The following is a 12,517-nucleotide window of genomic DNA, read 5'->3' as shown; positions in this document are numbered from 1 at the left end:
CAGAGGGGAAGTTCCCGACGATGAGCGACGCTTTCATCTGCGGCTATGTCCGCACGCCGATCGGCCGTTTCGGCGGCTCCCTGTCCTCTGTGCGGGCGGACGATCTCGGCGCTGTGCCGCTGAAGGCCCTGGTCGAGCGCTACGCGGGCGTCGATTTTGCTGCAGTGGACGATGTGATCTTCGGCTGCGCCAATCAGGCGGGCGAGGACAACCGCAATGTCGCGCGCATGTCGCTGCTGCTCGCCGGCCTCCCCAAGGAGGTGCCGGGCACGACGATGAACCGTCTCTGCGGTTCGGGGATGGACGCCGTCATCACCGCGGCCCGCGCGATCAAGGCGGGCGAGGCCGAACTGATGATCGCGGGCGGCGTCGAGAGCATGTCGCGCGCGCCCTTCGTGCTGCCGAAGGCCGATAGTGCCTTCTCGCGCCATGCCGAGATCCACGACACCACGATCGGCTGGCGCTTCGTTAATCCGCTGATGAAGCAGCAATACGGCGTCGATTCGATGCCTGAGACCGGCGAGAACGTCGCCGCCGATTGCAACATCAGCCGCGCCGATCAGGATGCCTTCGCCCTGCGCTCGCAGCTCAAGGCGGTCGCCGCCCAGCAGAATGGCCGCCTCGGCAAGGAGATCGTGCCGGTCGTGATCCCGCAGCGGAAGGGCGATGCCATCCGCGTCGAGAGCGACGAGCATCCGCGCGGCGACACCACGCTGGAGAAGCTCGCCAAGCTGCCGACGCCCTTCCGCAAGGAAGGCGGCACCGTCACCGCCGGTAATGCTTCCGGCGTCAACGACGGCGCCGCGGCGCTGATCATCGCCTCGGAGAAGGCCGCGGCGAAATACGGCCTGACCCCGCTGGCGCGCGTCGTCGGTGGCGCTGCCGGTGGCGTCGCGCCGCGCGTGATGGGGCTGGGGCCGATCCCGGCGACCCGCAGGCTCTGCGAGCGTCTGGGGTTGAAACCGACCGATTTCGACATCGTCGAGCTCAACGAGGCCTTCGCCTCCCAGGGCATCGCGGTTCTCCGCGATCTCGGCATCGCCGAGGACGGCGCGCATGTGAACCCGAATGGCGGGGCGATCGCGCTCGGCCATCCGCTCGGCATGTCCGGTGCCCGCATCGCCGGCACCGCCGCGCTCGAATTGTCGCTGACCGGCAAGCAGCGTGCGCTGGCCACCATGTGCATCGGCGTCGGCCAGGGCATCGCCATCGCGCTGGAGCGGGTCTGACCGCCGGGTTTGCGCCGCCCGTGAGCGGCGCCAGGCCGGATTGAGACAGGTCAATTCCAGGGTGCGGGCTCCATCCGGGCCCGCCCCAGAACCATCACGCGATCGACCTGGAAGCCCGAGCGCTGCAGTGCGTCGTGGTCCTGCGGCCAGGCGGCCGAGCGCTCCAGCGAGATCGAGATCCGGGGCAGGCCAAGCTCGACAGCGAGCTGATTGGCAAAGCGCAGCAGCGCATCGACCAGATGCGTCCCCGGTAAGCGCAGCATCGCCAGCTCGAAGATTTCGAGCGTGGTTCCGCCACTGATGGTCTGTGCGACGCGGAAGGTGAACAGGGCATGCGGCATGCCGCGGCCATCGCGCAGGGCAAAGACGCCCCGCGGCCTTGCGCCGTCCTGCGAATGCTCGCGCACGAAGGCGGCCCAGTCGTCGGGCGTTACCTCCGGATGCAGCATGGCGACGAGGCCATAGACGGCGTCGGCTCCGGCCGGCGCGATGCGCGCGACCTCGAAGATGTCATCGCCGGTCACGTGCGGCTCTCCCGATTTTCTGCGGCGCACGGTGGTTGCGGGGGCGATGTTGTCGCATTGATCTGGATCAATTTCGCCGACTAGGGTGCCGAGCGTGCTTTGTGACCCTGCTCGCCTCGGCTATGGTCGTTTCGACAAGCGGGAAGATGCGATCGTGAACTGTCACCCTTCGGCCTGTAGCACTGCGAACCGTGGCGAGGGCAATTGCGGCAGTTGCATGGTTCGCCTGGTGAGCGTCTGCGCGTCGCTTTCCGACGACGAGCTGGCGCTGCTTGAATCCCTGGCGCACCCCACGCATTTCGCCTCTGGCGAGACGTTGTTTACGCAGGGGCGCGAGGCTCACTCCGTCTACAATGTCACCGCCGGCGTGGTGCGCCTCTACAAGCTACTGTCGGACGGTCGTCGCCAGGTCGTCGGCTTCGCCCTGCCGGGGGATTTCCTCGGGCTCGCCATGCGCGATGCCTATGGCTTCTCCGCCGATGCTATCGGCGACGTCGCGGCCTGCGCCTTCTCGCGCGGCGCTTATACCGCGCTGGTCGACGCCAAGCCGCATCTGCTGAAGCGCCTCCACGAATTCGCCACGCACGAGCTGACGCTTGCCCACGAGCAGATGATGCTCCTCGGCCGGCGCACCGCCGAAGAGAAGCTGATCTGTTTCCTGCTCGGCATGCAGCAGCGCTGGGCGCGCCTGGGCAAGCCTTCGGTCACGGTGCCGCTGCCGATGACGCGGCAGGACATCGCCGATTTTCTCGGCCTCACCATAGAGACGGTCAGCCGTACCTTCACCCGCCTCGCCAAGGACAAGACGATCCTGATCGTGCCGGGCGGTGTGCGCGTGATGAATCCCGAGCGGATGAACGCAGTCGCGGCCTGAGGCCTGCGCGCTCTCGTCGCAATCCGCCGCCCGCTCCGCTTGACCTGAATCAACGCCCGGCCTCAGGCCGCCCGCTAAGCCTCCCGTTCATGGCGCGCTCATGCGCCGGCGACCAAGCGGGAGTCGAATGTGACGGCAACGGCAAGCCAAGTCAGGCAGGCGACTGTCGGCGAAATGATAGGCATGCTGATCGCGGCGGCCTGCGTGCTGCCGCTGATCGTGATCTCGGCACTGGCCGAAAACTCCGGCTACGCCTTCCATGCCATGCTAGGCGTCGTGGCGGCTGCGGCCAGCGTGATCCTGATCGCCAACCGCTGTTTCGACGGCACGCCTGCGGCCGAGCCGCAGGAGCTCGACGGCAAGCCGAACTACAACATGGAGCCGGTCAAGTTCGCGACCGTCGCCGCGATGGTCTGGGGCATCGCCGGCTTCACGGTTGGGCTGCTCATCGCCTCGCAGCTGGCCTTCCCCGATCTCAATTTCGATCTGCCCTGGATCAATTTCGGCCGGATGCGGCCGCTGCACACCTCGGCCGTGATCTTCGCCTTCGGCGGCAACGTGCTGATCGGCACCTCGTTCTACGTCGTGCAGCGCACCTGCCGCGCGCGGCTGGCCGGCACGCTTTCGCCCTGGTTCGTCGTCCTCGGCTACAACCTCTTCATCGTCATCGCCGGCACGGGCTATCTGCTGGGGATCACCCAGGGCAAGGAATACGCCGAGCCCGAATGGTATGCCGACCTCTGGCTGACCATCGTCTGGGTCGTCTACCTCTTGGTCTTCCTCGGCACGGTGATGAAGCGCAAGGAGCCGCATATCTATGTGGCGAACTGGTTCTATCTCGGCTTCATCCTGACCATCGCGGTCCTGCATATCGGCAACAACGTCGCCATGCCGGTCTCGATCCTGTCGCCGAAATCCTACGGCCTGTGGTCGGGCGTGCAGGATGCGATGTTCCAGTGGTGGTACGGCCATAACGCGGTCGGCTTCTTCCTCACCGCCGGCTTCCTCGCGATCATGTACTACTTCGTGCCCAAGCGCGCGGAGCGGCCGATCTACAGCTACCGGCTCTCGATCATCCACTTCTGGGCCCTGATCTTCATCTACATCTGGGCCGGCCCGCACCACCTCCACTACACCGCGCTGCCGGACTGGGCGCAGACCCTGGGCATGACCTTCTCGATCATGCTGTGGATGCCCTCCTGGGGCGGCATGATCAACGGCATCATGACCCTGTCGGGCGCTTGGGACCGGCTGCGCACCGACCCCGTGCTGCGGATGATGGTGGTCTCGCTCGCCTTCTACGGCATGTCGACCTTCGAAGGCCCGCTGATGTCGATCAAGGCGGTGAACGGCCTGTCGCACTACACCGACTGGACCATCGGCCACGTCCATTCCGGCGCGCTCGGCTGGGTCGCCTACATTTCCTTCGGCGCGATCTACTGCCTCGTGCCCTGGCTGTGGAACCGCAAGGGGCTCTACTCGCTCAAGCTGGTGAGCTGGCACTTCTGGATCTCGACGCTCGGCATCGTCTTCTACATCTCGGCGATGTGGGTTTCCGGCATCCTCCAGGGCCTGATGTGGCGCGCCTACACTTCGCTCGGCTTCCTCGAATACTCCTTCATCGAGACCGTCGCCGCGATGCACCCCTTCTATGTGATCCGCGCATTGGGCGGCGCCCTGTTCCTGATCGGCGCGCTGATCATGTCCTTCAACCTCTGGATGACCGTGCGCTCCGAGAGCGCGGCCGAGATGCCGCTCTCCGACGAGGCGCCGGCGCCGCTGGCCATGGCCGTCTGAGGAGCTTCCGGAATGACGAGCATCGAACACAAGCCCGCGCGCCGGTCGCTCTGGGCCAAGCACAAGATATTCGAAACCAACTCGATCATCCTGGTCATCGGCGTGCTGCTGGTGATCTCGGTCGGCGGCCTGGTTGAGATCGCCCCGCTCTTCTACCTGAAGAACACGATCGAGACCGTGCAGGGCATGCGCCCCTACACCCCGCTCGAACTGGCCGGCCGATCCATCTATGTCCGCGAGGGCTGCTACAACTGCCACAGCCAGATGATCCGGCCGCTGCGCGACGAGGTCGAGCGCTACGGGCATTACTCGCTCGCGGCCGAGAGCATGTACGACAAGCCCTTCCAGTGGGGCTCGAAGCGGACGGGGCCTGACCTCGCCCGCGTCGGCGGCAAGTACTCCGACGAGTGGCAGCGGGCGCATCTCGCCGAGCCGCGCGCGGTCGTCCCGCAGTCGATCATGCCGGGCTATCCCTTCCTGGCGAAGACCGAGCTGAACTACAACGACATCGCCGACGAGCTGCGCGCCAACCGCGCCGGCGGCGTGCCCTACACCGACGAGATGATCGCGCAGGCGCAGAGCGACCTGAAGGCGCAGGCGACGCCGGACCATCCCGGCCAGTCCGATCTGGAGAAGCGCTATCCGCGGGTGCAGTCGCGTGATTTTGACGGCAACCCCCAGCGCATCACCGAAGCCGACGCCCTGATCGCCTATCTCCAGGCGCTCGGCACGCTCGTCGACTTCAAGCTTTACGACGACAAGGCCAACATCCGCTGAGCGAGGCTGCCATGCAAACGACCTATCACTGGCTCGCCGGCTTCGCCCAGTCCGCTGGCCTGATCTACTTCGTCGCCGTCTTCCTCGGCGTCTGCCTCTACGCCTTCTGGCCGAAGAACCGCGCCCGCTTCGAGCAAGCCGCGCTCAATCCGCTGCGCGAGGACTGACCATGGACCAGAATAAGCACGACGCCCCGCATATCGACCCTCACACCGGCATCGCCACGACCGGTCATGAATGGGACGGCATCCGCGAGCTCAACACCCCGCTGCCGCGCTGGTGGCTTGGCATCTTCTACGCCACCATCGTCTGGGCCTTCGGCTACTGGATCGTCTACCCGGCCTGGCCGCTGCTGACCGACGCCACCAAGGGCGTGATCGGCTATGCCAGCCGGGCCGATATCAGCGCGGACATGGCGCAACTGAAGGCTCAGCGTGCTGTCCAGGCCGCGGGCATGGCCGACGCCACGCCCGCGCAGATCAAGGCCGATCCGGCGCTGTTCCAGATCGCGATGGCGCAGGGAAAGGCGGCCTTCGGCGACAACTGCGCCGCCTGCCACGGCGTCGGCGGCGCCGGGGGCAAGGGCTATCCCAATCTGAACGACGACGACTGGCTCTGGGGTGGTTCGCTCGACGCGATCATGCAGACGCTGCGCCATGGCGTCCGCGTCGCCGGCAATGACGAGACGCGTGTGAGCCAGATGCCGGCCTTCGGCCGCGACGGCATGCTCAAGCGCGACGAGATCAACGCTGTCGCCAACCATGTCCGCGAGCTCGCCGGCCTGTCGACCGAGCCAAAGGCCAACCTGGCGCTTGGGCGCAAGCTTTTCGACGACAACTGCGCCGCCTGTCACGGCCCCGCCGGCAAGGGCAACCAGGAGCTGGGCGCGCCCAACCTGACCGACGCGATCAGCCTTTACGGCATGGACATGGCCTCGCTCACCGAGACCATCACCAACAGCCGGGGCGGCGTGATGCCGGCCTGGGGCGGCCGCCTCGACGAACCCACGCTGAAGGCGCTGACCGTCTACGTCCACTCGCTGGGGGGAGGGCAGTAGCGTGAGCACCGCCGAGGCCGATCCCGACGACACCCCGCTTTTTGCGGCGTCGCGGAAGGTCTATCCGCAGAGCGTTTCCGGCCCGTTCCGGCGCGCGAAATGGCTCATCCTGTTCCTGTGCCTCGGCATCTACTACCTGCTGCCGTTCCTGCGCTGGGATCGCGGCCCGCATCTGCCTGATCAGGCGGTGCTGGCAGACATCGCCAACAATCGCTTCTACTTCTTCTTCATCGAGATCTGGCCGCAGGAGGTCTACTACTTCACCGGCCTGCTGATCATGGCGGCGTTCGTCCTCTTCCTGATGAACGCCGTCGCGGGCCGGGTCTGGTGCGGCTATCTCTGCCCGCAGACGGTCTGGACCGACCTTTTCCTCGCCGTCGAGCGCTTTTTCGAGGGCGACCGGCGCGAGCGCATGCGCCGCGACGAGGCGCCCTGGAGTTTCGACAAGCTCTGGCGCAAGAGCGCCAAACACGCCGTCTGGCTCGTCATCGCCTGGTGGACCGGCGGCGCCTGGGTCCTCTATTTCGCCGATGCGCCGACACTGGTGCGCGAGCTCGCGACCTTCACCGCGCCGATCTCGGCCTATGTTTGGATCGCGATCCTGACCTTCACCACCTATTCGCTCGCCGGCATCATGCGCGAGCAGGTCTGCAAGTTCATGTGCCCCTGGCCGCGCATCCAGGCGGCCCTGACCGACGACGAGGCGCTCAACGTCACCTATCGCTACGACCGCGGCGAGCCGCGCGTCTCGGTCAAGCAGGCCTCGAGGCTCAAGGCGCAGGGCGCGCCGGCCGGCGACTGCATCGACTGCCACCAATGCGTCGCCGTCTGCCCGGTCGGCATCGATATCCGCGAGGGCGCCCAGCTCGACTGCATCCAGTGCGGCCTGTGCATCGACGCCTGCGATACGGTGATGGCCAAGATCGACCGTCCCAAGCGGCTGATCGCCTATGACACCGAGATCAACGTCAAGCGGCGCATTGCCGGAAAGCCAGCCGTCTACAGCCCGCTACGGACGCGCACGTTGATCTATGCGGCGCTGATCCTCGTCGTCGGCGGAGCCATGATCTGGCAGCTTGCGACGCGTCGCACCGCCGATATCTCGGTGCTGCACGAGCGCGCGCCGCTCTTCGTGACGCTGAGCGACGGCTCGATCCGCAACGCCTATGCGGTGCGCCTGCTCAACAAGCGCCCGGATGTCCGCCCCTTCGCGCTCACCGTGGATGGCCTGCCGGGCATCCGCATCGACGCGGTCGGCGTCGCACCCACCGCCGATCTCCGACCGGTCGTGAACGTCGATCCGGACACCTCGCGAGAAGTGCGTGTCCTCGTCACCGTGCCGGCAGGCGTGCCGCTCGATGCGTCTCAGCCCATCACCATCACCGCCTCGGATCTCTTCGCCGGGGAAACCGTGCGCGCAACCGACCACTTCATGGCGCCCGGAGGCAAACCATGAGCTGCTGCGGAGTTTTCCTGATGTCCTGCGACACCCCCGCCGTCCCGCGCCCGCGCCGCCCTTTCCGGCTCACCGGGCGCATGGTTGCAGCGATGCTGGTGCTGTTCTTCGGTGTCATCATCTCGGTCAATGCGACGATCATGACGGTGGCGCTGCGGACCATGCCGGGGGTCGAGACCCGCAGCGCCTATGAGGACAGCCAGCACTTCAACCAGGAGATCGCGCGCCAGCACGAGCGCGACGCGCGCGGCTGGAATGCCGCGGCCACGCTCGCAAGGCAGGGCGAGGGCGCGGCGCTCGACGTGACGCTGGCCGACCGGCTCGGCCAGCCGCTCTCCGGCTTCACGGCGACGGCGCGGCTTCGCCACCCCGCTACCTCCGCGCGCGACCACAGCGTCGCGCTGAGCGAACGCCAGCCGGGGCGCTACGAGGCGTGCTTCGACCGTATCGACGCCGGTGCCTGGATCCTCGAGCTGAAGGCACGTCGCGGCGAGGAGGTCGTCTTCGTCTCGCGCAGCCGCATCACCCTGCCGGAGAAGTGAGATGGCGGCGCAGGATCTTTCCGTCTTCGTGCGCCATCGCGATGGCGGCGTCGCCAGCATGGAGCTCGCGGTCGACGGCATCCGCTGCGCCGGCTGCATGCAGGCGATCGAGAGCGGCCTCGGCCGCGAGCCCGCCATTCTCGGCGCCCGCGTCAATCTCGCCCTGAAGCGCGTCTCGGTCGAATGGCGCGAAGCGCTGCTGCGGCCGGAAGCGGTCGTCGACAAGCTCGCGGCGCTCGGCTTCAAGGCCTATCCCTTCGTGCCCGAGCGGCAGGAGGATGGCGCCGCCACCGAGGAGCGCAGCCTGCTGCGCCGGCTGGGCGTCGCCGGTTTCGCATCGATGAACATCATGCTGCTCTCGGTCGCGGTCTGGTCCGGCAACAGTGGCGACATCGACCCGACGACGCGGGACTTCTTCCATTGGCTTTCGGCACTCATCGCCCTGCCGACGGCGGCCTATGCCGGCCGGCCGTTCTTCGAGAGCGCGCTCAGGGCGCTGAAGGCCGGCGCGGTCAACATGGACGTACCGATCACCATCGGCGTCGTGCTGGCGCTCGCTATGTCGGTGGCGGAGACATGGACCCATGGTCGCCACGCCTATTTCGACGGCGTGGTGATGCTGCTCTTCTTCCTGCTGATCGGGCGCTATCTCGACCAGCTGATGCGGCGGCGCACCCGCGACCTCGCCGGCAATCTCGCCGCGCTCAAGGCCGAAACCGCGACGCGGCTGGCCGATGACGGCAGCTGGACGATCACGCCGATCGCGGCGATCGCGGCGGGCGACCGCGTTCTCGTGCGTCCAGGCGAGCGCGTCTCGGTCGACGGTATCGTCGAGACCGGCCGCTCCGAGCTCGACCAGAGCCTCGTTACCGGGGAGACTGCCCCTGTTGCGATCGGCCATGGCGAGCGCGTCCATGCCGGCACGCTCAACCTCACCGGCGCGCTGACGGTGCGGGTCGAGGCTGCCGGGCAGGGCACGCTGCTCGACGAGATCGACCGGCTGATGAGCCAGGCCGTCGGCAGCCGCTCGCGCTATGTCCGCCTCTCGGACCGGGCTGCGCGGCTCTACGCGCCGGTGGTCCACACGCTGGCGGCCGCGACCTTCCTCGGCTGGCTGGCCTGGGGGCTGGCCTGGCCCGAGGCGCTGATGATCGCCGTCACCGTGCTGATCATCACCTGCCCCTGCGCGCTCGGCTTGGCGATCCCGGCGGTGCAGGTCGTCGCGGCTTCCGCCATGTTCAAGCGCAAGATCATGCTGAAGGAGGGCGATGCGCTGGAGCGCCTCGCGGAAGCGGATATCGTCGTCTTCGACAAGACGGGAACGCTGACCCTGCCCGAGCCGGACATCCTCAATCCCGAGGCTTTGCCGCTTGAGCGCCGCGTCGAGATCGGCGCGCTCGCCGCGGCGAGCAACCACCCGCTGGCGCAGGCTCTGGCGCGGGCGCTCGGAGGCGCGTCCGCAAGGTCCGATGTCCGCGAGGAACGCGGTCAAGGCCTGACGGCAGGCGAAGGCAACGACGAACAGCGGCTCGGCAGCATCGCCTTCTGCGGGGCTGAAGCCGAAGCTGAGTCGGTGAAGGCGCTTCATCCCGGCGCCTCACTGATCGCCTATCGCCACGGCTCCTGCTGCACTGTTCTGGCGCTCGGCCAGAGCCTGCGTCCCGAGGCGCGCGCGACGATCGACGCGCTGCGCGCGGCGGGGCTGGAGATCGCGATCCTATCCGGCGACCGCCCGGAGGCCGTCGCGCCGATCGCGGCCGAGCTTGCCATCGCGCATGTGCAGGCCGGCCTGCTTCCGGGCGACAAGCTCAACCTGCTCGACAGCATGGCGGCGAATGGCCGCAAGGTGCTGATGGTCGGCGATGGCCTCAACGATGCGCCGGCGCTCGCGGGTGCCCATGTCTCGATCTCGCCGGTGAGCGCGACTCATCTCGCGCAGGCGGCGGCCGATGTCGTTTTCCTCGGCGACAGCCTTGCCCCGGTCTCCGCAGCGATCGAGATCGCGCGGAAGGCGCGCGGGCTGATGCTGCAGAACCTTTGGTTCGCCGTGCTCTACAACGCGGTGGCGGTGCCGATCGCGATTGCCGGGCTGGCGACGCCGCTCGTCGCCGCCGTCGCCATGTCCGGCTCGTCGCTGGTGGTGACGCTCAATGCCCTGCGCGCACGCGGCCGCGGGGCTTCCTCGGAGGCAGATGCATGAACATCATCGTGATCCTGTTTCCCCTCGCCCTCGGACTCGGTCTGATCGGGCTCGGCGCCTTCTTCTGGTGCATGCGATCAGGCCAGTTCGCCGATCTGGAGGGGGCGGCCTGGCGCGTCCTGCAGGATGACGACACGCGGGACTGAGTTCTGCCTCGCCTGTTAACAACGGCTCGGATTCATGGGGCCTTAACCCTGCCGGGCTAGCACTGGGTGACTGGTTAACGAGTTATCGTGTTCGCCCAAGCCCATGCACAAACTTGACCGTCACCGCCGCGCGAACGTCATCGTTTCCGAGGCTTATAGCGCCGACCAAGCCGACGAATCCTTCCAGGCTCCGGTGTCGCCGCGAGCTGTCCGGCGCCCGGTGGAGGAGCCGCAGGAGAAGCCTTGCGTCCGGCCTGAGAACGTGCGTTTCAGCCGCACGCCCGACAAGCTACGCAAGGCGGCGCAAGTCGAGCGAGAGCAGGCTGTTCCCGCTTCGACCGAATCCAGGGCGATAGCCGTTCCAGCGCGGCCGGCCGAGCCGCCGGCCAGCACGAATCGCGTCCGTTTCTGGCGGACGCCGGACCATCTCATCAAGAAGGTCTGGGGCACTCCGGAGAGCGAAGATGCATCGCTTGCCGAGCCGCTGGACGCGCCTGACGAGGCGATGGCCCCGATCATCGAGGAGCCCTTCGAGGTGACCGGCGAGGTCGTCTGGCCGGAGACGGTTGCCGAGGCCGAGGAGGCCACGACGCCGCTCGCCTTCATTTCCGACCACGCCTTCTGGGAATGCGTGCCCGAGGCCGAGCGCGACGACGCCGAGTTTTCGTTCGAGACCGTCACGCCCCCTGCGAGATGGTCCGCCGCCACCACCCCGGCTGCGGCCGACACCGTTTCCGAAGAGCCGCCACGGGCTCAGGGCAAGGCGCGGCCACAGCCCGAGGCCAAGCGGCCCGAGGCTGCGCCGCTCGCCGTTTCGGCCCCGCTCATCGTTCCCGCCTGGTCGGGTCTGAACTGGGGTCAGAGCTATCAGGTGAGCTTCCAGATCTCCGTGCCGTCCTGGTGTGCGCCGGCCGCCGAGATCGAGCCGGTCGAGAATGACGTTCCCGTCCCGGTCGACCCCGTGATCGCCGTGAAGCCCGGAGTGCCGCTGGCACGCAGCACGCGCCCTGTGGTCGAGCCCGCGCCCGAGCCGGTCGTTGTGCCCGAGCCCGTCATGGTTCAGCCGACCAAGGCCGCCCCCTTCAAGGCCAAGCATCGCCTCGTCGAGCTGCCGGTGATGCAGGATGCCGGCTTCCAGCTCCCGCCGATCGAGTTTTTGACCGAGCCGCCTGTGGCGCAGGCCGAGGCGATGCCGGTCGAGGTCCTCCAGCAGAATGCCGGCCTGCTCGAAGGCGTGCTCGAGGATTTCAATATCAGGGGCGAGATCGTCCAGGCCTGCCCCGGCCCGGTGGTGACGCTCTATGAGCTCGAACCTGCCCCCGGCATCAAAAGCTCGCGGGTGATCTCGCTGGCTGACGACATCGCGCGTTCGATGAGTGCGGTCTCGGCCCGTGTCGCGGTGGTGCAGGGCAAGAACGCCATCGGCATCGAATTGCCCAACAGCAAGCGCGAGACCGTCTTCCTGCGCGAGCTCCTCGCCAGCCAGGATTTCGAGGCGACCAAGCACAAGTTGGCGCTCTGCCTCGGCAAGACCATCGGCGGCGAGCCGGTGATCGCGGATTTGGCGCGCATGCCGCACCTTCTCGTCGCCGGCACCACCGGCTCGGGCAAGTCGGTCGCCATCAACACCATGATCCTGTCGATCCTCTACCGGCTGAAGCCCGAGGAATGCCGGCTGATCATGGTCGATCCCAAGATGCTGGAGCTCTCCGTCTATGACGGCATCCCGCATCTGCTCACTCCGGTCGTGACCGATCCCAAGAAGGCGGTCGTCGCCCTCAAATGGGCGGTGCGCGAGATGGAGGAGCGCTACAAGAAGATGTCGAAGCTCGCGGTGCGCAACATCGACGGCTTCAATGCCAGGGTCGGCGAGGCCAAGGCCGCCGGCGAGATCATCACCCGCACGGTCCAGACC

The 12,517-nt window shown here is 67.3% G+C and carries 12 protein-coding genes; 11 read left to right on the top strand and 1 reads right to left on the bottom strand.

Annotation, left to right across the window (positions count from 1 at the left end):
* The first annotated feature begins 20 nt into the window (after positions 1-20).
* Positions 21-1,229, top strand: a complete 1,209-nt coding sequence (gene pcaF, locus AC1DDA_RS25915) for a 3-oxoadipyl-CoA thiolase (protein ID WP_441513554.1) — start codon at positions 21-23, stop codon at positions 1,227-1,229.
* 50 nt (positions 1,230-1,279) lie between these two features.
* Here the strand turns inward: pcaF and AC1DDA_RS25910 are convergent, their stop codons facing one another.
* The gene (locus AC1DDA_RS25910) at positions 1,280-1,753 is read right to left on the bottom strand and encodes a hypothetical protein (protein WP_476781173.1); all 474 of its coding nucleotides are present in this window, start codon (positions 1,751-1,753) and stop codon (positions 1,280-1,282) included.
* Positions 1,754-1,970: 217 nt separating this feature from the next.
* Between AC1DDA_RS25910 and AC1DDA_RS25905 the strand changes: the two genes are divergently transcribed.
* The 10 genes from AC1DDA_RS25905 to AC1DDA_RS25860 all read left to right on the top strand — a co-directional run.
* Entirely contained in the window at positions 1,971-2,627 is a 657-nt protein-coding gene (locus tag AC1DDA_RS25905) for a helix-turn-helix domain-containing protein (protein ID WP_441513556.1), read from the top strand.
* A gap of 183 nt (positions 2,628-2,810) precedes the next feature.
* Positions 2,811-4,424, top strand: a complete 1,614-nt coding sequence (gene ccoN / locus AC1DDA_RS25900) for a cytochrome-c oxidase, cbb3-type subunit I (RefSeq protein WP_476797935.1) — start codon at positions 2,811-2,813, stop codon at positions 4,422-4,424.
* A 12-nt stretch (positions 4,425-4,436) separates the two neighbouring features.
* A complete protein-coding gene (gene ccoO, locus AC1DDA_RS25895; RefSeq protein ID WP_476781172.1) occupies positions 4,437-5,201 on the top strand; it encodes a cytochrome-c oxidase, cbb3-type subunit II in 765 nt (254 codons plus the stop codon).
* Positions 5,202-5,212: 11 nt separating this feature from the next.
* Positions 5,213-5,368, top strand: coding sequence for a cbb3-type cytochrome c oxidase subunit 3 (locus tag AC1DDA_RS25890; RefSeq protein ID WP_441513558.1), 156 nt, complete (start codon positions 5,213-5,215; stop codon positions 5,366-5,368).
* A gap of 2 nt (positions 5,369-5,370) precedes the next feature.
* Positions 5,371-6,258 (top strand): cytochrome-c oxidase, cbb3-type subunit III, encoded by an 888-nt coding sequence (gene ccoP, locus AC1DDA_RS25885; protein ID WP_476797912.1) that lies wholly within the window; start codon positions 5,371-5,373, stop codon positions 6,256-6,258.
* 1 nt (position 6,259) lies between these two features.
* Positions 6,260-7,714: a cytochrome c oxidase accessory protein CcoG gene (gene ccoG / locus AC1DDA_RS25880; RefSeq protein ID WP_441513560.1), complete on the top strand. Its 1,455-nt coding sequence runs from the start codon at positions 6,260-6,262 to the stop codon at positions 7,712-7,714.
* A complete protein-coding gene (locus tag AC1DDA_RS25875) occupies positions 7,711-8,256 on the top strand; it encodes a FixH family protein (protein ID WP_476797911.1) in 546 nt (181 codons plus the stop codon). Before ccoG ends, AC1DDA_RS25875 begins: the two co-directional genes overlap by 4 nt.
* Before the next feature lies 1 nt (position 8,257).
* Positions 8,258-10,456, top strand: coding sequence for a heavy metal translocating P-type ATPase (locus AC1DDA_RS25870; RefSeq protein WP_476797910.1), 2,199 nt, complete (start codon positions 8,258-8,260; stop codon positions 10,454-10,456).
* On the top strand, positions 10,453-10,602 hold the full coding sequence (gene ccoS, locus AC1DDA_RS25865) for a cbb3-type cytochrome oxidase assembly protein CcoS (protein ID WP_149130936.1): 150 nt from the start codon (positions 10,453-10,455) through the stop codon (positions 10,600-10,602). The genes AC1DDA_RS25870 and ccoS overlap by 4 nt, the downstream gene beginning before the upstream one ends.
* A gap of 262 nt (positions 10,603-10,864) precedes the next feature.
* Positions 10,865-12,517, top strand: a 1,653-nt coding sequence (locus AC1DDA_RS25860; protein WP_476797909.1) for a DNA translocase FtsK, incomplete at its 3' end; no start/stop codon positions are given.

The sequence above is a fragment of the Allobosea sp. 10N428 genome (genome assembly GCF_056394545.1).
The sequence above is the reverse complement of the archived record's forward strand: the minus strand, read 5'-3'. Positions and strand labels throughout refer to the sequence as shown.

Coding starts and splice junctions, on each gene's coding strand:
- pcaF (WP_441513554.1), top strand. CDS start 21: ATGAGCGACGCTTTCATCTGCGGCTATGTCCGCACGCCGATCGGCCGT.
- AC1DDA_RS25905 (WP_441513556.1), top strand. CDS start 1,971: ATGGTTCGCCTGGTGAGCGTCTGCGCGTCGCTTTCCGACGACGAGCTG.
- ccoN (WP_476797935.1), top strand. CDS start 2,811: ATGCTGATCGCGGCGGCCTGCGTGCTGCCGCTGATCGTGATCTCGGCA.
- ccoO (WP_476781172.1), top strand. CDS start 4,437: ATGACGAGCATCGAACACAAGCCCGCGCGCCGGTCGCTCTGGGCCAAG.
- AC1DDA_RS25890 (WP_441513558.1), top strand. CDS start 5,213: ATGCAAACGACCTATCACTGGCTCGCCGGCTTCGCCCAGTCCGCTGGC.
- ccoP (WP_476797912.1), top strand. CDS start 5,371: ATGGACCAGAATAAGCACGACGCCCCGCATATCGACCCTCACACCGGC.
- AC1DDA_RS25875 (WP_476797911.1), top strand. CDS start 7,711: ATGAGCTGCTGCGGAGTTTTCCTGATGTCCTGCGACACCCCCGCCGTC.
- AC1DDA_RS25870 (WP_476797910.1), top strand. CDS start 8,258: ATGGCGGCGCAGGATCTTTCCGTCTTCGTGCGCCATCGCGATGGCGGC.
- ccoS (WP_149130936.1), top strand. CDS start 10,453: ATGAACATCATCGTGATCCTGTTTCCCCTCGCCCTCGGACTCGGTCTG.